The 22099-nt window shown below is 65.1% G+C and carries 22 protein-coding genes; 21 read left to right on the top strand and 1 reads right to left on the bottom strand.

Features of this window, described 5'->3' with window-relative positions:
- Positions 1 to 106 precede the first annotated feature (106 nt).
- The 19 genes from QN397_RS07475 (at position 107) to QN397_RS07385 (ending at position 19529) form a co-directional block, all read left to right on the top strand.
- Positions 107 to 1105: a tripartite tricarboxylate transporter substrate binding protein gene (locus QN397_RS07475; RefSeq protein WP_323495437.1), complete on the top strand. Its 999-nt coding sequence runs from the start codon at positions 107 to 109 to the stop codon at positions 1103 to 1105.
- A gap of 7 nt (positions 1106 to 1112) precedes the next feature.
- Positions 1113 to 1514 (top strand): hypothetical protein, encoded by a 402-nt coding sequence (locus QN397_RS07470; RefSeq protein WP_323495436.1) that lies wholly within the window; start codon positions 1113 to 1115, stop codon positions 1512 to 1514.
- Between the two features lie 15 nt (positions 1515 to 1529).
- Positions 1530 to 2516 carry a D-2-hydroxyacid dehydrogenase family protein gene (locus QN397_RS07465; RefSeq protein ID WP_323495435.1) on the top strand — a complete coding sequence of 329 codons (987 nt, stop codon included), beginning with the start codon at positions 1530 to 1532 and terminating at the stop codon, positions 2514 to 2516.
- Between the two features lie 30 nt (positions 2517 to 2546).
- Positions 2547 to 3629, top strand: a complete 1083-nt coding sequence (locus tag QN397_RS07460; RefSeq protein WP_323495434.1) for a PHB depolymerase family esterase — start codon at positions 2547 to 2549, stop codon at positions 3627 to 3629.
- Positions 3630 to 3738: 109 nt separating this feature from the next.
- A complete protein-coding gene (urtA, locus tag QN397_RS07455; RefSeq protein ID WP_323495433.1) occupies positions 3739 to 5007 on the top strand; it encodes an urea ABC transporter substrate-binding protein in 1269 nt (422 codons plus the stop codon).
- A gap of 127 nt (positions 5008 to 5134) precedes the next feature.
- Entirely contained in the window at positions 5135 to 6697 is a 1563-nt protein-coding gene (gene urtB, locus QN397_RS07450; RefSeq protein ID WP_323495557.1) for an urea ABC transporter permease subunit UrtB, read from the top strand.
- On the top strand, positions 6694 to 7872 hold the full coding sequence (gene urtC / locus QN397_RS07445; protein WP_323495432.1) for an urea ABC transporter permease subunit UrtC: 1179 nt from the start codon (positions 6694 to 6696) through the stop codon (positions 7870 to 7872). The genes urtB and urtC overlap by 4 nt, the downstream gene beginning before the upstream one ends.
- Positions 7869 to 8744: an urea ABC transporter ATP-binding protein UrtD gene (gene urtD, locus QN397_RS07440; RefSeq protein ID WP_323495431.1), complete on the top strand. Its 876-nt coding sequence runs from the start codon at positions 7869 to 7871 to the stop codon at positions 8742 to 8744. The genes urtC and urtD overlap by 4 nt, the downstream gene beginning before the upstream one ends.
- 13 nt (positions 8745 to 8757) lie before the next feature.
- A complete protein-coding gene (urtE, locus tag QN397_RS07435; RefSeq protein ID WP_323500550.1) occupies positions 8758 to 9450 on the top strand; it encodes an urea ABC transporter ATP-binding subunit UrtE in 693 nt (230 codons plus the stop codon).
- 122 nt (positions 9451 to 9572) lie between these two features.
- Positions 9573 to 10787: an MFS transporter gene (locus QN397_RS07430; protein ID WP_323495556.1), complete on the top strand. Its 1215-nt coding sequence runs from the start codon at positions 9573 to 9575 to the stop codon at positions 10785 to 10787.
- Between the two features lie 162 nt (positions 10788 to 10949).
- The gene (locus QN397_RS07425; RefSeq protein ID WP_323495429.1) at positions 10950 to 11852 is read left to right on the top strand and encodes a prohibitin family protein; all 903 of its coding nucleotides are present in this window, start codon (positions 10950 to 10952) and stop codon (positions 11850 to 11852) included.
- Positions 11853 to 11907: 55 nt separating this feature from the next.
- Complete coding sequence (locus tag QN397_RS07420; RefSeq protein WP_323495428.1) at positions 11908 to 12918, top strand: aldo/keto reductase; 1011 nt, start codon at positions 11908 to 11910, stop codon at positions 12916 to 12918.
- 82 nt (positions 12919 to 13000) lie between these two features.
- A complete protein-coding gene (locus QN397_RS07415) occupies positions 13001 to 13609 on the top strand; it encodes a chemotaxis protein CheB (RefSeq protein WP_323495427.1) in 609 nt (202 codons plus the stop codon).
- A 349-nt stretch (positions 13610 to 13958) separates the two neighbouring features.
- Entirely contained in the window at positions 13959 to 14642 is a 684-nt protein-coding gene (locus tag QN397_RS07410; protein WP_323495426.1) for an SDR family oxidoreductase, read from the top strand.
- A 183-nt stretch (positions 14643 to 14825) separates the two neighbouring features.
- Positions 14826 to 15866, top strand: a complete 1041-nt coding sequence (locus QN397_RS07405) for a VTT domain-containing protein (RefSeq protein ID WP_323500549.1) — start codon at positions 14826 to 14828, stop codon at positions 15864 to 15866.
- A 21-nt stretch (positions 15867 to 15887) separates the two neighbouring features.
- On the top strand, positions 15888 to 17132 hold the full coding sequence (locus QN397_RS07400; protein WP_323495424.1) for an MFS transporter: 1245 nt from the start codon (positions 15888 to 15890) through the stop codon (positions 17130 to 17132).
- Positions 17133 to 17159: 27 nt separating this feature from the next.
- The gene (locus QN397_RS07395) at positions 17160 to 17483 is read left to right on the top strand and encodes a hypothetical protein (RefSeq protein WP_323495423.1); all 324 of its coding nucleotides are present in this window, start codon (positions 17160 to 17162) and stop codon (positions 17481 to 17483) included.
- 67 nt (positions 17484 to 17550) lie between these two features.
- Positions 17551 to 18807 carry a helix-turn-helix domain-containing protein gene (locus tag QN397_RS07390; RefSeq protein WP_323495422.1) on the top strand — a complete coding sequence of 419 codons (1257 nt, stop codon included), beginning with the start codon at positions 17551 to 17553 and terminating at the stop codon, positions 18805 to 18807.
- A gap of 47 nt (positions 18808 to 18854) precedes the next feature.
- The gene (locus QN397_RS07385; RefSeq protein ID WP_323495421.1) at positions 18855 to 19529 is read left to right on the top strand and encodes a hypothetical protein; all 675 of its coding nucleotides are present in this window, start codon (positions 18855 to 18857) and stop codon (positions 19527 to 19529) included.
- Between the two features lie 31 nt (positions 19530 to 19560).
- On the opposite strand, the gene QN397_RS07380 is transcribed toward QN397_RS07385, so the two are convergent.
- On the bottom strand, positions 19561 to 21123 hold the full coding sequence (locus tag QN397_RS07380; RefSeq protein WP_323500548.1) for a long-chain fatty acid--CoA ligase: 1563 nt from the start codon (positions 21121 to 21123) through the stop codon (positions 19561 to 19563).
- 98 nt (positions 21124 to 21221) lie between these two features.
- On the opposite strand from QN397_RS07380, the gene QN397_RS07375 reads away from it, so the two are divergent.
- Entirely contained in the window at positions 21222 to 21836 is a 615-nt protein-coding gene (locus QN397_RS07375) for a DUF938 domain-containing protein (protein ID WP_323495419.1), read from the top strand.
- Between the two features lie 28 nt (positions 21837 to 21864).
- Positions 21865 to 22086, top strand: coding sequence for a hypothetical protein (locus QN397_RS07370; RefSeq protein WP_323495418.1), 222 nt, complete (start codon positions 21865 to 21867; stop codon positions 22084 to 22086).
- The last annotated feature ends 13 nt before the right edge of the window (positions 22087 to 22099 follow it).

Here is a 22099-nt window from a genome sequence, read left to right as displayed (position 1 = left end):
GTTTTTTTTTGATGTTGGAGTAACCCCGCGCATCGTGGGCGCTGCCGATGACAGGCATGTGTCAGTTGTGGCAAGGTGGCGGTCGATCAAACAAGGGACTTTCCAAATGATTCAGCGCCGCGTATTCGCCACCGCCTTGCCGACATTCGCCGCCGCCGTTGCCGCCGCTGCGCTACTGCCCAGCCTTGCGCTGGCACAGGCGCCGCCCTGGCCCACCAAACAATCGATCAGGATCATTTCGCCCTATGCGCCGGGCGGCACCACCGACGTGCTGGCGCGTCTGCTCGCGCAGCCGCTGCAGCAAAAGCTGGGGCAGACCGTCATCGTCGAAAACAAGGGTGGTGCGGGCGGCAACGTCGGCACCGACTACGTCGCGAAGGCCGCGCCCGATGGCTACACGCTGCTGCTGGCCGCCAGCGGGCCGATCGTGATTTCGCCTTCGCTCTACGCGAAGATCCCGTACGACTCGATCAAGGACTTCACCTTCGTCGCGCCGATCGCCAACGCATCGTTCGTGGTGCTGGCCAATCCGGCGTCGGGTATCACGTCCATCAAGGACCTGATCGCGCGCGCCAAGAAGGGTGAAAAGATCAACTTCGCCTCGGCCGGCTCGGGCACGCCGCAGCACATCATCGGAGAGATGTTCAACCAGGCGGCCGGCATCAAGATGCAGCACATTCCCTACAAGGGCTCGGGCCCGGCGATGAACGATCTGCTGGCCGGCCAGGTGCCGATCTCGTTCGAGAACCCGGTGCCCGCCATGCCTCACGTCAAGGCTGGCAAGGTCAAGGTGCTGGCCAGCACCGGTGCGGTTCGGTCCGCGGCTTTCCCCGACATCCCGACCGTGGCCGAACTCGGCCTGCCGGGCTTCGATGCCAAGCCGTGGTACGGCCTCATGGCGCCGGCTGGCCTGGATCCGGCCATCGCGAAGAAGCTCAACGATGCGGTCCGTGAAGCGCTCTCCAGCACCGAGATGAAGGCCCGCCTTTTCACGCTCGGTGCCGAGCCGATGGCCATGACGACGCCGGAGTTCCAGGCCTTCGCGGAAAAGGATCGCGACAAGTGGACCAAGGTCGTGAAGACCTCAGGCGCCACGCCTGACTGACGCCTTGATGCCGGCGCTCACTGCCGTACAGATCGTTGCGATCGCTCTGCAGTACACGCCGCCCCATGCGGTGTGTGCTTGCGGTGCGCTGCACTGCCCCGGTTGGGAAAGCCTGCCCGCCACCTTCGACGCGTCTTTGCTGCGGCTCGTGGGACGGACCAACGATCGCGATCCGTACGACGAGCCGACGCTCGAAGAACACCATCCGCAAGGCACCCGCTACGACGCGGCCGATGCACCGATCGCGCTCGGCCACTTTCCCTACAACCGCTGCGAGGTCTGGCAGTGCGTTTGTTGCGGGCGACCATTGCTTCGCTACACCGAATACGGCGGCTACTACGTCGACCAGCGCATACGCGAGCTGATTGGCGCGCTCGTGGTCGACACCGCCGCCACCCAAGACCGATAGAGAACCAGAGACTTGATGCCGAACCGCCCCCTCATCGTGCTGCTCGACGATTGCGAACACGCCGCCCGACGGCTGGCCGACTGGAGCGCGATCGAGGCGTTGGCCGAACTGCGCATTTGCCATGCGCCGTTGCGCGGCGATGCGCTGCGCGAAGCCGTGCAAGACGCTGATTGCCTGCTGCTGATGCGCGACCGCACGCCCGTCGATGCGGCGCTGCTCGACGCCATGCCCAAGCTCAAGTACCTGGCCTTCACCGGCACGCGCAACAACGCGATCGACCTGGCTGCGCTGCAGCGACGCGGCGTGCCGGTGGGCTTTACCGAATGGGGTCCGTCCAAGGAGAGCACCTGCGAACTGACGTGGGCGCTCATCTTGGCGGCCATCAAGCGGCTGCCGCAAGCCGTGCAGGCCTTGCAAGGCGGGCAATGGCGCGATGGCGGCGTATTGGGCCAGGTGCTGCACGGCGAACGACTGGGCCTGGTCGGCCTCGGCGAGATCGGCGGTCGCGTCGCGCGCGTTGCCAAGGCTTTCGGCATGGACGTGGTGACCTGGAGCCCGCGCATGACGCCCGAACGCGCGGCCGAACAGGGCGTGCGTGCCGTGCCGCTCGACGAGCTCGTGCAAACGTCGAAGGTCGTGAGCCTGCATCTGGTGATGACCGACGCGACGCGACAGTTGTTCGATGCGGTGCGCTTCGCGCAGATGCGGCCCGATGCGATCTTCGTCAACACCTCGCGCGCGGGGCTGGCCGACGAATCCGCGCTGGTCGCCGCCTTGCAGGCCGGGCGACCGGGCGTTGCCGCACTCGACGTGTACGCGCGTGAGCCGCTGGATGCCGACCATCCGTTGCGCGCGTTGCCCAACGCGCTGTTGTCGCCGCACCTCGGCTTCGTTTCGCAGCCGGTTTTCGAACGGTTTTATGCGGACTTGGCCGAAGGCGTCCTGGCCTGGCTGCGCGGCGATGCGATCCCGCGTTGCATGCCGGGAACGTCTGGCGGCTGACAGCGTCATCTGAGCCGTGCACACTGCGCCATGGCCCGCCGCAGCTCCATCAGCTCCCTGACGTCTTCGCTTACGTCTTCATTCACGCGCGCCTATCAGCGCAACCTGCGCGCGCTCACCAAAGCCGCGCTCAAAGCAGGGACGAAGGCCACGATCAAGACCGGCAAGCGTGCGGTCAGCGAAGTGCAGCGCGCGGCAGTCAAGCAACTGAAGCCGCCACCCGGCAAGGGCGACTGGCTCGCCGGCATGGCGCTCGGCCCCGGCGGCGCGCGGCGCTATCACCTGTTTCGCCCATCGGACCTCGACCTCGCACCGGGCGAGAAGCTCCCACTGATGGTCATGCTGCATGGCTGCGGCCAGACCGGACGCGACTTCGCTGCCATTACTCGCATGAATGCGCTGGCCACCCGCCATCGCTTTCTCGTGCTCTACCCCGAGCAAGACAGGCTCCACCATCCGCAAGGCTGCTGGAACTGGTACGAGACCCGCTCGGGCAAGTCGGCCGCCGAAGCCGCAACGCTGATGGCGGCGGTCGATCAGGTCTGCGTGCTGTATGCGGCCGACCGCGCGCGCGTCGCGGTCGCTGGGCTCTCTGCCGGTGCCGGCATGGCGGCGCTGCTGGCCACGCACTATCCCGCGCGCTTTCAGGCGGTGGTCATGCACTCCGGCGTGGCGCCCGGTGCGGCGCGGTCGTCCGCAACGGCACTGGGCGCGATGCGCGGGCGGCACGTACCTCCCATGCCGGTCACGGCGGTCGGCAAGGCAATGGGCGCCGCCGCCGCGATGACGACGCTCCCGCCCTTGCTCATCCTGCACGGCGACCGCGATGTCGTCGTGTCTTCGAGCAATGCCGGCAGCGCCGCTGCGGTGTGGGCCGCAGCCACCGGTGCAGTGCCTGCCGCGTCACGCCGACTGCAGCGCGGGCGGCGGCATCCGATGCGCGTGACCGACTTCAAGCTGCGCGGCAAGACCAGCGTCACGTTGTGCGAGATCGCCGGCCTGGGTCACGCGTGGAGCGGTGGCGCTGCGCGCCTGGCCTTCAGCGACCCGGCGGGTCCGGATGCGACGCGGATGGCGTGGGCCTTTGCGGCGCGGCAGTTCGCCCGCGCCTGATCTCGTACGCCACCCGGCGTATTTGTAGGAGACGACCTCGTCAGCACACTCCGTCCATCGACAGCGAAGGTGCTGGCGACAAGTTCAATACAACCGGAGAAGGATGCACATGCAACGTCGTTTCACACTCAAGGCACTTACCGCCAGCGTCGCTTTCGCGGCACTGGGCGTGGCCCCTGCTTTCGCAGCCGACACCATCAAGGTCGGCATCCTGCACTCCCTTTCGGGCACGATGGCGATCTCCGAAACGGCGCTGAAGGACATGGCGCTGATGACGATCGAAGAGATCAACAAAAAGGGCGGCGTGATGGGCAAGCAGCTCGAGCCCGTGATCGTCGACCCGGCTTCCAACTGGCCGCTGTTCGCTGAAAAGACCAAGCAGCTGCTGGGTCAGGACAAGGTCGCCGTGATCTTCGGCTGCTGGACCTCGGTGTCGCGCAAGTCAGTGTTGCCGGTGATCGAAGAGCAGAACGGCCTCTTGTTCTACCCCGTGCAATACGAGGGCGAAGAGCTCTCCAAGAACGTGTTCTACACGGGTGCAGCGCCTAACCAGCAAGCCATTCCCGCTGTCGAGTATTTGATGAGCAAGGCCGGCGGCGGCGCCAAGCGCTTCGTGCTGCTGGGCACCGACTACGTCTACCCGCGCACCACCAACAAGATCCTGCGCGCCTTCCTGAAGAGCAAGGGTGTGAAGGACTCGGACATCGACGAGAAGTACACGCCGTTCGGCCACAGCGACTATCAAACCATCGTTGCCGACATCAAGAAGTTCTCTCAAGGCGGCAAGACGGCCGTGATCTCGACGATCAACGGTGACTCCAACGTGCCGTTCTATAAGGAACTCGGCAACGCCGGCCTGAAGGCCAAGGACGTGCCGGTCGTCGCCTTCTCGGTAGGCGAAGAAGAGCTGCGCGGCGTGGACACCAAGCCACTCGTCGGCCACCTTGCTGCATGGAACTACTTTATGTCGGTCAAGAACCCGACCAACACCGCCTGGATCAAGACGTGGAGCGACTACGCCAAGGCGAAGAAGCTGCCGGGTCAGATGGACAAGCCTTTGACCAACGATCCGATGGAAGCCACCTACGTCGGCATCAACATGTGGAAGCAGGCCGTCGAGAAGGCCAAGTCGACCGACACCGACAAGGTCATTGCCGCCATGGCCGGCCAGACCTTCAAGGCACCGGACGGCTTCACCGTCGAAATGGACCCGAAGAACCATCACCTGCACAAGCCGGTGTTCATCGGTGAAATCAAGGCCGACGGCCAGTTCGGTGTGGTGTGGAAAACGCCGGCGCCAGTCAAGGCGCAGCCCTGGAGCCCGTTCATCGAAGGCAACGACAAAAAGCCTGACCAACCAGCAGGGAAATCCTCTTAACTTTCGCTCGCCTCGTTCAAGTGACCTGTTTTGGGCTCGATCTTTTCTTGGGGGATCGGGCCCTGTTTTATTTGAGGATGATGTGAATACAGCCCCGCGCCGAATCTTGCATGCCGCTTTCGCCGCGCTGCTTCTGGTGTCCGCACATGCGCATGCATTGACCGCAGACGAAGCCAAGGCCATCGCCACCGGCGAGACCGAAGACCGCGTTGCCGCGCTCAACAAGGCCGTCGCCACTGCCGACGACAAGACGATTGCCTTCATCCAGGCGCTGACCGACGATGCCGTCAGGGTCACCGAAGACAAGGTCTTCGTGATGAAGGACCAGAACGGAGACGTAAAGGGCTACGACCCGGTCACCGGTGCCGAGCTCAAGGTGCCCGACACGGCCGAAGACGTGGTCAACAACAACCTGATGCGCGGCGCCCTCGACGCTGCGAAATCGATGCTCACCCTGATGAGCAGCAAGGACGAGGCGGTGCGCCTCGAAGCCGCCAACGCGCTGCTCAAAGATCCGGACGAGTCGCGTATTCCGATGGTCGAGAAGGTGCTGGCCGGCGAGACCAACACCGCCATCAAGGCCAAGCTCGAACTGGTGCGCGCGGCCTCGCTGCTCAACAGCGCCGATGCCGCCAAGCGCATCGCCGCTGCGGCCGCGTTGTCCGAAAGCAAGAACCCCGACACCAAGCTGCTGCTGAACGAACGCCTGACCGACGAGAGCGACCCGACCGTCAAGGCGGCGCTGCAAAAAGCCATTGCCAGCATCGACGGCGCGCTGGTGTGGGGCGACCGCATCAACGCAGTGTTCAGCGGCATCAGCCTCGGCTCGGTGCTGTTGCTGGCCGCACTCGGCCTTGCCATCACCTACGGCCTGATGGGCGTCATCAACATGGCCCACGGCGAGCTGATGATGATCGGCGCCTACGCCACCTACATGATGCAGGGGCTGTTTCAGCGCTACCTGCCGGAGTCGTGGTTCGGCGGCTATCTGGTCGCTGCGATCCCGGTTTCGTTTCTGGCGTCGGCGCTGGTCGGCGCCATCCTCGAACGCGGCGTCATTCGCTTCCTCTACGGCCGACCGCTCGAAACATTGCTCGCCACCTGGGGCATCAGCCTGATGCTGCAGCAGCTGGTGCGCACGCTGTTCGGCGCACAGAACGTCGGCGTCGAAAACCCCTCATGGATGAGCGGTGGCTTCACCATGCTCGGCAACGTCGCGCTGCCCTGGAACCGCATCTGCATCATCGTCTTCGCGGTACTGGTGTTGCTGGCGATGGGCTGGCTCATCGGCAAGACACGACTCGGTTTGTTCGTGCGCGGCGTTACGCAGAACCGACCGATCGCCTCGTGCATGGGCGTCAACACGGCGCGGATCGACACCTACGCGTTCGCGCTCGGTTCGGGCATCGCAGGACTGGCGGGCTGTGCGCTCAGTCAGATCGGCAACGTCGGTCCTGACCTCGGCCAAAGCTACATCGTCGACTCCTTCATGGTGGTCGTGATGGGTGGCGTCGGGCAACTGGCCGGCACGGTGTACGCGGCGCTCGGCCTCGGCATCCTGAACAAGTTCATCGAAGGCTGGGCCGGCGCGGTGCTCGCAAAGATATGCGTGCTCGTCTTCCTCATCATCTTCATCCAGAAGCGGCCCCAGGGCATCTTCGCGATCAAGGGCCGGAGTGCAGAAGCATGACCAATATCAGCAAAGTCAAACTCCCCGCCAAGGGCCCGCTGATGAGCGGCAAAGGCTGGACGATTTTCTTCATCGCGCTGATCGTTATTTGCGCGGTGGCACCGGTGCTCAACATCGTCGTGCCGGACGGCAGCCCGCTGCACATGAGCGATTACGCGGTGGCACTGGTCGGCAAGATCATGTGCTACGCGATCTGCGCGCTGGCGATGGATTTGGTCTGGGGATACACCGGCATCCTGTCGCTCGGGCACGGGCTGTTCTTTGCGCTCGGCGGCTACATGATGGGCATGTACCTGATGCGCCAGATCGGCCGCGACGGCAACTACAAGAGCGACCTGCCGGACTTCATGGTGTTCCTCGACTGGAAGGAACTGCCGTGGCACTGGACCTTCAGCGGCAGCTTTATCGCGACGCTGATCCTCATCGTGCTGGTGCCTGGTCTGATCGCGCTGGTGTTCGGCTTCTTCGCCTTCCGTTCGCGCATCAAGGGCGTGTACTTTTCGATCATTACGCAGGCGCTGACCTTCGCGGCACTGCTGCTCTTCTTTCGCAACGAGACGGGCTTCGGCGGCAACAACGGCTTCACCGACTTCAAGCGCATCCTGGGTATTCCGCTTGCCACGCAAGAGATGCGCATGACGATCTTCGCGCTCACCGGCATCACGTTGCTGCTGTTCTTTTTGTTCTCGAAGTGGCTCATCGGAAGCAAGTTCGGCCGTGTGCTGCAGGCCATTCGCGATGCCGAAACGCGCGTGATGTTCTCGGGCTACAACCCACTGCCCTACAAGCTCACCATCTGGGTCATCTCGGCCATCATGTGCGGCGTGGCGGGCGCGTTGTACGTGCCGCAGGTCGGCATCATCAACCCCGGTGAAATGAGCACGGCCAACTCGATCGAGATCGCCATCTGGGCCGCAGTGGGCGGCCGCGCGACGCTCATCGGGCCGATCATCGGCGCCTTCATCGTCAACGGCGCAAAGAGCTGGCTGACGGTCGCGTACCCGGAGTACTGGCTGTACTTCCTCGGCGCTATCTTCATTGCAGTGACGCTCTTCTTGCCGGACGGCATCGTCGGGTTGGTCAAGAAATTGTGGAAGCGCGACAACGCGCCGCCCGCTGCAAGGCTCGAAGCGCAACGCTCGCTCGCGGCTGAAACCGGAGGAGCAGGCGCATGACACCCGACTTGATGGAAGAAGGCGCGCAACGCGTCGCCAAGCTGCACGGCATCGACCACGGCTCGACGACCGAGTCAGGTGGCCGCGAGGCGGGCTACGGCCGCATCGGTACGCCGGGCGAAGTCGACGTCACCCACGGCCGCATCCTGTACCTCGAAGACGTCAGCGTGAGCTTCGACGGCTTCAAGGCGATCAACAAGCTGAGCCTGGACATCGCGCCCGGCGAGCTGCGCTGCATCATCGGCCCCAACGGCGCCGGCAAGACCACGATGATGGACATCATCACCGGCAAGACGCGCCCCGATTCGGGCACGGTGTTCTTTGGCAGCACCATCGACCTCCTGCGTCACAAGGAAGCCGACATCGCACAGCTCGGCATCGGTCGCAAGTTCCAGAAGCCGACGGTATTCGAGCATCTCACCGTGTTCGAGAACCTCGAGCTTGCGTTGAAGACCGACAAGGGCGTACGGCGCTCGATGTTCTTCAAACTCGACTCGACGCAGAGCGATCGGCTTGCTGAAATCCTGGAGACGATTCACTTGTCGGACAGCGTGTCGCGCATGGCGGGCAACCTGAGCCACGGACAAAAGCAGTGGCTCGAGATCGGCATGCTGTTGATGCAGGACCCGAAGCTGCTGCTGCTCGACGAGCCTGTCGCTGGCATGACGGATGAAGAAACGGCGCGCACCGCAGAGCTTTTTCTGACGCTTAAGGGCAAGCACTCCTTGATGGTGGTGGAGCACGACATGAGCTTCATCCGTACGATCTCCGAGATCGTCACTGTGCTGTGCGATGGCTCTGTACTGGCGCAGGGAACGCTGGACGAGGTGCAGGCGGATGAGCGGGTCATCGAGGTTTATCTTGGCCGCTGAAGAAAGAACAACCATGCTCACGGTCAAGAACATTCACCAGTACTACGGCGGTTCGCACATCCTGCGCGACGTGAGCTTCACGGCCACGCTCGGCAAGGTCACCGTACTGCTCGGCCGCAACGGCGTCGGCAAGACGACCTTGCTCAAGTCGTTGATTGGCCTGGTGCCGATCAAGAGCGGCAGCATCGAGTTCGACGGACAGGCGATCCAGAAGAAGACACCTTACGAGCGCGCGCGTTCGGGCATGGGCTTCGTGCCGCAAGGCCGCGAGATTTTTGCGCGGCTGACCGTCGAAGAAAACCTGCGCATGGGGCTGGCCTACAGGAGCGGCAGCACGCCGATTCCGCCTGAGCTGTACGAGCTTTTCCCCGTCCTCAAGCAGATGCTGCATCGGCGTGGCGGCGATCTTTCCGGTGGTCAGCAGCAGCAACTCGCCATCGCGCGGGCACTCGCACCGGGACCGAAGCTGCTCATCCTCGACGAGCCGACCGAGGGCATCCAGCCATCGATCATCAAGGACATCGGTCGTGTCATTCGCATGCTCGCCGACCGCGGCGACATGGCGATCGTGCTGTGCGAGCAGTACTACGACTTCGCGCAGGAGCTGGCCGACGACTACCTCGTGATGGAGCGCGGCGAAGTCATCGCGCGCGGTCTGGGCAAGGACATGGAAGCGCAGGGCGTTCGCCAGCTGGTTGCGATCTAGGGGGTGTCTCGGGCTTGGAAAGCGATTTAGGGGTTTACCCTAAAATCTGTTTTTGCCCGCGGGTCGCCGGGCCTTTCAAGGATCCGGTTTTGAACCCTCCCATCGCACCCTCTTCTGCTGCACTGGCCGAAGCGGCAACCACTGCACCGTCCAACGTCAACTTCGGCCGCGCCATGCTTGCGCTCGGCGTGGGCGGCTTCGCCATCGGCACGGGTGAATTCGTCATCATGGGTTTGTTGCCTGAAGTGGCAGCCGACATCGGGGTCAGCATTCCGCAAGCCGGACACGTCATCAGCGCCTATGCGTTGGGCGTCGTCATCGGTGCGCCGGTATTGGCAGTGATGGCTGCGGGCTGGCATCGCCGGGCGCTTCTCATCGCGCTGATGGCGGTGTTCGCAGCCGGCAACTTCGCCAGCGCGCTCGCGCCGGGTTATCTCTCGCTCAACCTGTTGCGCTTCGCTACAGGCCTGCCGCACGGAACCTACTTCGGCGTCGCGGCGCTGGTGGCCGCCGCACTTGCACCGCCCGATCGACGCGCGCGTGCAGTCGGTCTCGTGATGCTCGGGCTGACGGGTGCCACGCTGATCGGCGTGCCGATTGCGGCGTGGCTCGGGCAGGTCTTCGGCTGGCGCGCTGCCTTCGTCTTCGTCGGCGTGATCGCTTTGATCGCCATCGTGCTGCTGAACCGCGACATCCCCGACATCGCACCTAAAGCCGGTGCGAGCCCGTGGCGCGAACTCGGCGCACTCAAGCGCAAGCAAGTGTGGTTCACGCTCGGCATCGGTGCCATCGGCTTCGGCGGCATGTTCTCGGTGTTCAGCTACATCAAGCCGACGTTGATCGAAGTGGCGGGGTTGCCGCTGGCCGGCGTGCCCTTCGTGCTGGCGTTGTTCGGCCTGGGCATGGTGGCCGGCAACCTGGTGGGCGCGCGGCTTGCTGACAAGTCGTTGCTGCGCACCATCGGCGGTCTCTTGGTGTGGTCGGCGCTGGTGCTGGCGCTGTTCTCTTTTGCGGCGCACCACGTCGTCACCGCGGCCATCAACGTTTTCCTGCTGGGCACCATCGTCGCCATCGCACCGGCCTTGCAGATCCGGTTGATGGACGTGGCGGGTGACGCGCAGACGCTGGCGGCTGCGCTCAACCACTCGGCTTTCAACATGGCCAACGCCCTCGGCGCGTGGCTTGGCGGCGCGGCCATCAGCGCCGGCCTGGGCTGGACCTCGACCGGCTGGGTCGGCGTCTTGCTCGCATTCGCGGGCATGGGGGTGTTCGCGTGGTCGATCACCAGTGCGCGGGCCGATACGCGGATGGCGCTGGCCCGCCAGATGACACGCTGATTCCGCTGCTTCGATGGTGGCCCGCGGTGACTGGCCGCTTTTGGTTCCGTAGCGAAATGCGGCACAAATTCGCGGAACCTCGGCTTCGGCAGCGACTGAAGTGAAAAGTCTTGGGTACCTTCGCTGGTCACTCAAACAAAAGACTCAGGAGGAATTTCAGCCATGAATATCGACACCACGGGCATCCAGCGGAGCCATATCCGCAACTCGGTCTTCGCAGTCATCGCATTGGTCATGCTGGTCGCCTTCTGGCCACTTACGAGCGTGCCAACCGGTTACCGTGGCGTCATCACGGTCGGCGGCGCCATCAAGAGCCTGAAGGAAGAAGGGTACGTGCTGCTCTGGCCATGGGAAAAGAAGGTGGACTTCAACATTCGAGCCGAGCAGGCCGACGTCGAAAAGGCCGAAGGCAGCACGCTGGATACGCAACCGGTCAATGTCAGCCTGACCGTGCGCTATTCGATCAGCCTGGACCGCGTCACAGAGGTGTACGAAAAGTACAGCCATGACGGTAACTTGGCGAGCTATGTGCAGACTGCGACGGCCGAAGTGTTCAAGGCCGTCACCGCGCGCTACACGGCAACCGATCTGATCGCGAAGCGTTCCAGCGTCAGCAACGACATCAGCGCCCTGCTGCGCGACAAAATGAAAGTGTTCGGCGCGCAGATCATCAGCATCGACATGCGCAACTTCAGTTTCAGCCCGTCGTACATGGCGGCGATCAACGAGAAGGTCACGCAGGAACAATTGCGGCAGGCGGCGGACAACAAGCTCAAGACGGTGGAGTCCGAACAAAAGCAGAAGGTCGCGGTGGCCGAGGCCGAGGCTGACGCCGCGAGGAAAACAGCAGACGGCGAAGCCTATGCACAGCTCAAGATCGCGACGGCACAGGCGGACTCGCTGAAGATCCAGAACGCGGCACTGGCGCAAAACAAGGACGTGCTCGAACTTCGTCGAATCGAGGTCGAGTTGGAAAAGGCGCGCAAGTGGAACGGGGCGTTGCCCACGAGCATCTACGCCGGAGCGCCGATCCCGTTCTTGAATCTCGAAAAGTCTTCGAGGTAGTTCACTCACCTCGCTGCCGTCAGCGCGTTTCACCCGCCGTGTCTATCATGACCACATGAGCATCCCCACCACCCGACTCGGCCGCACCGGCCTCACCGTGTCGCGACTCGCGCTCGGCACCATGACCTTCGGCCTGCAGACCGACGAAGCGACGTCGTTTCGCATCCTCGACAAGGCGACCGAAGGTGGCATCAACTTTCTCGATACGGCCGACGTGTACCCGCTCGGCGGCACGGTCGAGACGGCAGGCCGCACCGAAGAGATCATCGGCCGCTGGCTGAACGCCAAGGGCAAAAGCCGGCGCAGCGAGTTCATCCTTGCGACCAAGGCGGCGAACAAGGTCGGACCCAATCCGTGGGACCAGGGCAACTCGCGCAAGCACCTGCTGGACGCGATCGACCTGTCGCTCAAGCGCCTGCAGACCGACCACGTCGACCTGTACCAGCTCCATCACAACGACCCGCACACGCCGCTCGACGAAAGCCTCGAAGCGCTCGACACCATCGTGCGGTCCGGCCGTGCGCGCTACATCGGCGTGTCGAACTTCCTTGCTTATCGGCTGGCGCGTGCCATCGGCCGGACCGAGCTGCACAAGCTCACCAAGCTGGTGTCGGTGCAGCCGCGCTACAGCCTGCTGTTTCGCGAGATCGAGCGCGAGTTGCTGCCGCTGGCGGACGAAGACGGCATCGGCGTCATTCCGTACAACCCACTGGCTGGCGGCATGCTGACGGGCAAGTACAAACCGGACTCGAAGCCCGAAGACCAAACGCGCTTCACGCTCGGCACGGCTGGCGCGATGTACCAGGACCGCTACTGGAACGACCGCAGCTTTGCGACGATCGCGCAGTTGCATGCGCTGGCCGACGAAGCCGGCGTGCCGTTGGCGACACTGGCGGTGGCATGGGTGATGGCCAATCCGCTCATCACCGCGCCGTTGCTCGGCGCCAGTCGGCCCGAGCAGCTCGACGCCACGCTGGCTGCGGCCGAGTACAAGCTCGACCCCGCACTCAAACTGAAACTGGACGAGCTGACAGCCGACTACCGCAAGGGCGATGCGCCAAGGTGACTGCGCTCCAGTGACAGGCTCCCGTTGACACGCCGGCGCGAGGCCGCAAAGAATAGTGAAGTTCTCCTTGGCGGGAGCCAGCATGCCTGTCGGTCGTGATCTCATCGTCATCGGCGGTTCAGTGGGCGGCTTGAGCGCACTGTGCCGCTTCGTGGTGCCATTGGCCGCCAACTTTCCTGCGGCCATCGTCGTGGCGATCTTCAACGGTCCGGGCGGCGGCGCTTCATCTGGCGCCGACAGCATGCAGCTTCCTGCAATCGTCGCCCAGCACACCCGCCTTTCGGTGCGCGACGCGGCCGATGGCGAGGAGTTTCATCCCGGCAATATCTATCTGGCGCCGCAGGGAAATCATCTGGTCGTTCTGCCCACCGGCCGCTTCGGCTTCGACGACGCGGCCGCCGTCGATTACCCGGCGCCCTCGGCCGACCCGCTGTTTCGCTCGGCGGCCGCGGCGTACGGGCGACGTGTGATCGGCATCGTGCTGAGCGGCACCGGAGACGATGGCTCGGATGGCCTGAAGGCGATTCATCGGGAAGGCGGCATCTGCATCGTCCAAAGCCCGTCGGATGCCACCGCGCGCGGCATGCCGACAAATGCCTTGTTGTCCAACCACACTGACTTTTGCGTGCTGCTTGACGAGATGCCCAAACTGCTGATGTCACTGGTGAGCCCGACGGGCCGCGCCGGCTGAAACTGTCAGAGCGGTCGGTTAACCGACAACTTCTGGCCGACGGTTGGACTTAACGAAACCGGCACGCAGGTCGAGATCGATGGCGACGTGCTGGTCCATGCGCCGCTCGAAACATCGTTGTTTCGCCGCGCCATGCCGAACCTGCTGCAGAACGCGATCGAGCATTCGCCGGCAGGCGCGTTGTTGGCCGTGACGCTGCGGGAAGCAGTAGATGGCGTCTGGATCCTGGTGTGGAATCCGGGTCAACGCATTGCCCGGAGAGGCCGTCGGTCTGCACTGCCTGTTCCGGGATCGCGCCGCGCTTTGGCGCTCACAATCACGCTTATCAACCTGTTTCGAAAAGACAAAAATGCCCGACACCCTGCTTGGCGGTTTGCGGATCCTGATAACGCAGGCGGACGACTTCATGGGGCCGACGTTGTGCGAAGTCCTGGCTGAGCACGGCGCGGACGTCATCGCGAGTCGGGAATCTTTGACCGACCCGACCGCGCCCGCCGCGGTCGTCACGGCCGCCGGACGCGTCGATGTGTTGATCGCGAATCTGGCCGTTCCGGCACCGTCCACCGAAGCGGTTTCCATCACCGACGACGAATGGCGCTCCACCTTTGCAGCGCTGGTCGATCCGCTGCCGCGGCTGGTGCGGGCCGTGCTGCCTTCGATGATCGAGCGCAAGTCGGGACGCATTCTCGTCATGGGCAGCGCGACGGCCTTGCGCGGAATGCGCCGCACGGCAACGTACGGCGCGGCCCGCGCGGCCCAGATCGGGTACGTCCTGAGTGCGGCCCTCGAGGCTGCTCAGCACAACGTGCAGATCAACGCGATTGCCCAGAATTTCGTGGAGAACCCGACGTACTACCCGGTCGATGTCCAGGCCAGGCCACGCTTTCAGGAGTTCATGAAGCGGGAGGTGCCGCTGGGCAGACTCGTCAGCGCGAGGGAGGACGCCGAGTTCGCCGCTTACCTGTGCAGCAAAGCGGCAGCGTGCTTCGTGGGACAGGTCTTTCCCGTTGCCGGAGGTTGGGCGATTCGCTGAAGCGCTGTCCCGATGCCATCTGGTCGCCCAGCTCGGGACCGAAGCCGAGGCCGCGGTGGCTGCCGCAGCAGCAAGCAATTTCCTTCGCGCTGAACGTTCTTCGCTTCTGCCGCAAAATCTTGGTGACATGCAGCGCTTTGTCCTCCTCCTCGATCACATCAGCGCGCGTGCGCGGGAGTTGCCATGGCGCAACTGATGACGCTCATGATCGAGAACGCGCTCGCCCTGATCTTCGGGGTCAGCCTGGCCGCACGTCTCGGCTTGCCGGTGCCGGCCGCGCCGGTGCTGGTGGTGGCCGGCGCACTGGTGTCCATCGGCCAGGTGTCGCTGCCCGGCGCGTTGCTGGTCGCCGTGCTCGGCAACCTGATCGGCGACGGGGCCTGGTTCTATGCGGGCCGTCGCTACGGTCATCGTTTCATGCGGCTGCTGTGCCGCATCTCGTTGTCGCCGGATTCATGCGTACGCCGCAGCGAATCGCTCATCACGCGCTGGGGCGGCTTGTCGCTGCTCGCGGCCAAGTTCGTGCCCGGCGTGTCGGTCGTGGCACCGCCGATGGCGGGTGCGCTCGGCATGTCGTCCTTGCGCTTCGTGCTGTTCGAAGTCGGTGCGGCATTGGTTTGGGCTGGCGTGTTTCTTGGTTTGGGCTACGCCTTTCGCGACAGTGTGCAAAGCGTGTTGAATGGCCTGGCCGATGCCGGCGGCGTGGCGACTCTCTTGGTGGTGGGCGCGGTGCTCGCGACACTGGCGGTTCGATACGGGCGACGGCGCCGTTTCATTCAACTGACCCGCATGCCGCGCATCTCGGTGAACGAGTTGTATGACTTGATGGGCACCGAAACGCCACCGCTGGTCATCGACGTGCGCGGCAACGCGAGCATTCAGATCGACCCGCGCCGCATTCCCGGCGCACTGCCCTTGAGCCTCAAGGACATCCAGCATCGCCGCACCGCGAATGCCTTCGACGGTGCGCGCGATGTAGTTCTCTATTGCGATTGCCCGAATGACGTGTCGGCTGCCCTGGCGGCGGGCGCGCTGGCCGCGCAAGGCGTGCCGCGCGCCCGGCCACTGGCGGGAGGACTCGATGCGTGGGTGGCGGGGGGCCGGCCGACGTCGTTGCACGCGACAGCGACGGTGGAGCGCAGGGCCGGTGCGCCGGACGCCACCGCAGGCGCCATTGCAGACGCTATCGCAGACGCCACGGCCTTGCCCGGCGTCAATCCCTGAAGCGCTCCAAGAAGCTCGCAAGTGCCCTTACCCGCGGCCCCGCTCGCCAAACCGTCGCAACCGTCGTTCGCCAGCTCTGCCGCACCCCAAGGACTCACCACCGGCCTGACCTTCGTCTTTGCCGTCGCCTGCGGTTTGTCCGTGGCCAACATCTACTACGCCCAGCCGCTGCTCGGTCCGATCTCCGCCAGCCTCGGCCTGCACGCGGGCCTGGCCGGGCTGATCATGACGTTGCTCCAGCTCGGCTACGGGAGCGGCCTGTTGTTGCTGGTGCCGTTGGCCGACGTCGTCGAAAACCGGCGCCTCATCGTCGGCATGCTGTCGGTGGCGGTGCTCGGCTTGCTCGGCATCGCGCTGTCCAATTCGGCTGTTACTTTTCTGGCGGCGTCGTTCGTGGTCGGCCTGTGCGCCGTGGCGGCGCAGGTGCTCGTTCCGTTTGCTTCGCACCTGGCGCCCGAGGCCACGCGTGGCAAGGTGGTCGGCAACATCATGGCGGGGCTGCTGGCCGGCATCATGCTGGCGCGGCCGTTTTCCAGCCTCGTTGCAGCGGGCTTCGGATGGCGCGCCGTGTTCTGGATTTCGGCCGTCGTCATGGCCGCGCTCATCGTCGTGTTGCGGCGCGCGCTGCCTGAGCGGCATCCGCACGGCTCCGTCGGCTACACGCGCACGATGGCATCGTTGCCGGGCATCGTGCGGCGCACGCCGCTGCTGCGCCGGCGTGCGTTCTATCAAGGGATGATGTTCGCGGCGTTCCAGACCTTCTGGACTGCCGTGCCGCTGGCCCTGGTGCACGAGTTCGGCATGGGGCAGGGCGGCATCGCCGCCTTCGCACTGGCCGGTGCCGCAGGTGCATTGGCCGCCCCATGGTCGGGCCGTCTGGCCGACCGCGGCTTGACGCGTCCGGCCACTGGCTGGGCCATCGCGGTGGGGCTGCTGTCGTTCGCAGTGGGCGCCGTGTCGGTGCACTACCACTCGCTCGCCGGCCTGGTGGCGGCCGGCGTGTTGCTCGACGTTGCCGTACAGCTGTGCCAGGTGTTGAGCATCCGCAGCATCTTCATGCTGGCGCCCGAATTGCGCGGCCGCCTGAACGGCCTCTTCATGACGTTCGTTTTCCTGTGTGCGGCCGTGGCGTCGGGCCTCGCAGCAGCGGTCTATGCCTTTCACGGCTGGACGGCGCTGTGCCTTCTGGGTGGCGGCTTCATCTTTGCGGCGGCGCTGTTGTACGCGACCGAATTTCGCAGTCGTCGGATGCTGGCGGCGGCTTGATCTGAGCGTCATACTGACGCCGTCCTGATGCGTGGCTGGAAGCCCGATCTTTGCCTGGTGAACCCGGACGACACCGCCGGCCCAGCGCTCGAGCGTCAACTCGCGGCCGCCAGCTACGACTGCGTAGTGATCGGCGGTGGCCTTCGCATTCCGCCTGAGAGCTTGCTGCTGTTCGAAGTGCTCGTCAACGCCGTCCACAGGGCGGCGCCGGGCGTGCCCATCGCGTTCAACACGCAGCCTCGGGATACTTGGCGATGCAGCGGCGCGCTGGTTGAAAGGCTGAGCCAGCGTTCCTCCGAGACGCATGACTGCAACCGCGACGCAGATCGGCACCGCGCATCGACGCCATGATGCGCAACATGCCGCTGATCGTCGAGGCCTTGGCAGCCAGCAGACCGGCGCGGCGTAATCTGTCGCCATGGATTCCCTGATCGCCGCCTCTGCGCGCTCACTCGCTGCCGGCGATGCGCTCGGCGCGCTCAAGCGGGTGGCCCTGCGCGACGACCCGCCTGCGCTGGCATTGCGCGGCATCGCGATGGCACAACTCGGCGAGCACCCCCGCGCCCGCGAACTGTTGCGACGCGCGGCGCGTGGCTTCGGCGCGCATGAAGAAGCGGCACGCGCTCGTTGCATCGTCGCCGAGGCGGAGGTGGCGCTGGCGATGCGCGACCTTGGCAGCTCTTTCCCGTCTCTGCGCTCGCTGGCCGCGGCGGCGACAACCCTGGAGGCGAGAGCCGATCGCGCCGATACGACCGATCTTGGCAACGCCCTGCAGGCACGCCTGATCGTGGCGCGCAGATTGCTGTTGCTCGGTCGTCTCGACGAGGCTGCGGATGCATTGTCACAGCTCGACGTGCGCGCTTTGCCGTCGCCTTTTGCGGCTGTCGCAGCGGTGGCAGAACTGACGGCGGCCGAGCTGGCGCTGCGTTCGCTGCGGGTGGCGCAGGCGCATGCGGCGCTCGGGCGCGCGCAAGAGGCGGCCGAGCGTGCCCGCGTGCCTGCGCTGATGGCCGAGGTCGCGGAGGCGCAAGCTGCGTTCGACCGTCCGGCCGCGCGGCGCGTTGTCGCCGGCATCGAACTGACACTGCGGCTCGACGAGGTCGCAGCGCTGTTCACCTCGAACGCCCTGGTGGTCGACGCCTGCCGTCGCGGACTGCAGGCGGGCGATGCGTGGCTGCCGCTGGCCAGCCGGCCGGTGCTGTTCGTGCTGCTGCGTGCGCTGGCTGAAGCATGGCCCGGAGAGGTGAACCGCGAAGCTCTGATCGCCGGCGCGTTTCGCATTCGGCGCCCCGACGAGACGCACCGCGCGCGGTTGCGGGTCGAGATCGGCCGTCTGCGTGCGCTGGTGAGCGCATCGGCGCAGATCGAGGCCACGGCGCGCGGCTTCGCGCTTCGACCACACGGAGCGCGCGACGTTGCCGTGCTGGCACCGCCCATCGATGGCGACCAGGCGTCGCTGGTGGCGTTGCTGTCCGATGGCGCGGCATGGTCGACGTCGGCACTTGCGCTGGCTTTGGGTGCCAGCCAACGCACCGTGCAGCGTGCGCTGGCCGAGCTCGAAGCCGAGGGCAGGGTGCGCGCCATCGGGCAGGCGCGGGCGCGCCGCTGGCTTGCGCCGCCGCTGACCGGATTCACGACGATCTTGTTACTCCCCGCTGCGCTGCGGATTCAATAGAGTTGTCTTCACGGCGCCGATTTCAGCGCGCTGAAAAGGAGTCGGACATGAATAGCAATGTGAGCAAAGAGAGACCGGCGGCCAAGGTTCGCCCGGCAGAAATCGTCCGTGAGTACGGGCCGTTCGCCGGGTCCGACAAGGTGCACGGCGTGACCCACGACGGCCACAACGTGTGGGCCGCCACCGGCGCCGTGCTGGTCGCCTTCGACCCATCGAACGGTGCCACCGCATGCACGCTCGACCGCCCCTGCGATGCCGGCACCGCGTTCGACGGCACGCATCTCTATCAAATCGCCGAGACGCGCATCGACAAGATCGACCCGAAGACGGGCGCGGTCGTGGCGTCGATCCCGGCGCCCGGCAGCGGCAGTGATTCAGGGCTCACCTGGGCCGAAGGCAGCCTGTGGGTCGGCCAGTACCGCGACCGCAAGATCCATCAGATCAATCCGGAAACGGGCGCGGTGATCCGATCGATCGAATCGAACCGCTTCGTCACCGGCGTGACTTGGGTGGATGGCGAACTCTGGCACGGTACCTGGGAAGCCGAGGAGAGCGAATTGCGCCGCATCGACCCGCAGAGCGGCACCGTGCTCGACCGTCTCGCGATGCCGAGCGGCACCGGTGTCAGCGGACTCGAGTCCGATGGCGCCGACCTCTTCTATTGCGGCGGCGGCGACAGCGGAAAGGTCCGCGCCGTGCGCCGCCCCAAAAGCTCGAGCTGACGCCGAGTACGGCGCCGTCGACGTCGCGCCGTCAATTCACTTCGCGAGTCCGGCCTTCCCAATAGGGCTTCCGTAGCTCTGTCTTCAAAATCTTCCCAGCGCCCGTCATCGGCAGCGCATCGCGAAACTCCGTGCTGCGCGGGCACTTGTAGCCGGCGATCAGTTGGCGGCAATGGTCCGCCAGTTGCTTTGTCGTCGCGCTGGCGCCCGGTTTGCACACCACCACCGCGTGCACCGACTCGCCCCACTCGTCGCTGGGAATGCCGATCACGGCGCATGCGGCCACAGCAGGGTGCTGGCTCAGGGCGTTCTCGACCTCGGCCGAGTACACGTTCTCGCCGCCGCTCACGATCATGTCCTTCATGCGGTCGACGATGTAGAGATAGCCGTCGTCGTCCATGCGGCCACCGTCGCCGGTATGCATCCAGCCATCGCGCAACGCGGCGGCGGTTTGCTCCGGTTTGTTCCAGTAGCCGAGCATCACGTTGGCACCACGCACCGCCACCTCGCCGACAGTGCCGCGCGGCACCTCGACGCCCAGCGGGTCGACGACGCGCACCTCGGTCGTGAGTGACGCGCGGCCGGCCGATCGCAGCAGGCCGGTCTTTGCCGCTTCGCTCTTGTGATCCGCAAAGCTGAGATACGTCGCGCAGGGTGACAGCTCGGTCATGCCATAGGCCTGGACGAAGTCGGCGCCGGGAAAGCGCTTCATTGCCCGCTGCAGCACGCCTTCGCTGATGACCGACCCGCCATAGCTCATCACCTGCACACTGCTCAGGTCGTACTGCGCCGCGTCCGGATGGTCGGTGGCCAGCTGGATCATGGTGGGCACGAGCATCAGGTGCGTCACGCGCTGCGCCTGGATGACCTGCAGCGTGCCCAGCGGCGTGAACATCGGGGCGATGATGAAGGTGCCGCCGGCGGCCGCATGGGCGAGCATCAGCGCCGCACAGGCGATGTGGAACATCGGCGCGATCAGCAAAGCGCGGCCGCTCGCTTCGGTGAGACCTTCGCCGAGTGCCGACAACGCGTTGGCACACAGGCTGTCGTGCGTGAGCATCACGCCTTTGGGAAATCCGGTGGTGCCCCCGGTGTACATCACGCCGGCGAGATCCTGGCCACTGCGAGCGGCGTCGGCCACAGGGGCGGCGGCCGCCACGATGGCTTCGTAGTCGAGCATGCCTTCGGGCGTCTCGCCATCGCCGACGTAGACCAGCGTCTGCAGCACCTTGCTTCTGCTGCGCAGATCGAGCCCCACCGCTTTGAACTGCTCATCGACCAGCAGGATGCGGGTTTCGCAATCGTCCAGCGAATAGGCGATCTCGGCTGCGCTCCATCGGATGTTGACCGGATTGACCGCACCGCCACCCCACCAGGTGCCGAAGTAGAACTCCAGATAACGGTCGGAGTTGAGACTCAGCATGCCGATTCGATCGCCGCGCGCCATGCCCAGTGCCTGCAGTGCACCCGCCAGTTTGGCGACGCGATCGGCGTACTGCGCGTAACTGTGTTGGCGTGGTCCGCAGATCGTTGCTGTCCGCCGGGGATGCTGCTGCACAGCGCGGTGCAGTCCTTGAGTGAGATACAGCGGCATGGGCTTCTCCTCGACAGTTTTTTGGTTTACCGGCGCGACGATATCGGCAAACGGCAGCGGCAATGCCTAGGCAGAACCCGTGCTGCAAGATGCCGCCCATGATCGAACTTCCCCACAGCCCCGCCGCCGACCGCAACAAGCAACCCATCCTCGATGCGCTGAGTCGGCTCCTGGGAGCGGGCGGCAATGCATTGGAGATTGCTTCCGGAACGGGCCAGCATGTCGCCGCATTCGCGTCGGCTCTGCGCCAATGGGTCTGGCAGCCCACTGACGTCGACGCCAACATGTTGCCCGCGCTGGCGAGCCGCATCGAGGACGCGGGGCTGCCCAATCTGCGACCGCCGCTTCTGCTCGACGTGACGGCGCCTCAGTGGCCGTCGCACGGCGCGGCCTTGACCAAAAGCTTCGACGCGATCTATTGCGCCAACATGTTGCACATCGCGCCGCCCGCCGCATGCGCCGGCCTCATGCGAGGGGCAGCGCGGCATCTGCTTTCCGGCGGAATGCTCATCACGTACGGTCCGTACTTCGACGAAAGCCCGCCGGCGCCGAGTAACCGAGCGTTCGATGAAAGCTTGCGTGCCCGCAATCCGCTCTGGGGAATCCGACGCTTGAAGGATGTCGCGGCAGAGGCCCAGCGCCACGGCCTCGTGTTGCGTGAGCGGCACGAGATGCCCGCGAACAATCTGCTGCTGGTCTTCGTGCTCGCGTGAGACCGAGGAGGTGCTTCAGAATGCGTACATGGACCAGCGATCGAACGATGTTGCAACCCTGACCGACTCGGCACTGGCAGAGGCCGCGTTCATGGAGCGACGCAAGGCCGCGCAAGGGAATTTCTACGCGCTGGAGCGCGCGCAGGAGTTGGAGAGCGAACTGCGCCGTCGCGCGGGCATCGTCAGCACTCTGGGCGCGCCGCTCGCGTTCGCGCGACCACGGCGGGCTCCGTGGTGGCGCTTCTGGTAACGCGATTGCGCGG

Source organism: Variovorax sp. RTB1, from assembly GCF_035018765.1.
Taxonomy (GTDB): domain Bacteria; phylum Pseudomonadota; class Gammaproteobacteria; order Burkholderiales; family Burkholderiaceae_C; genus Variovorax.
Note: the sequence above shows the minus strand (reverse complement) of the source record. Positions and strands in the feature narration are given on the sequence as shown.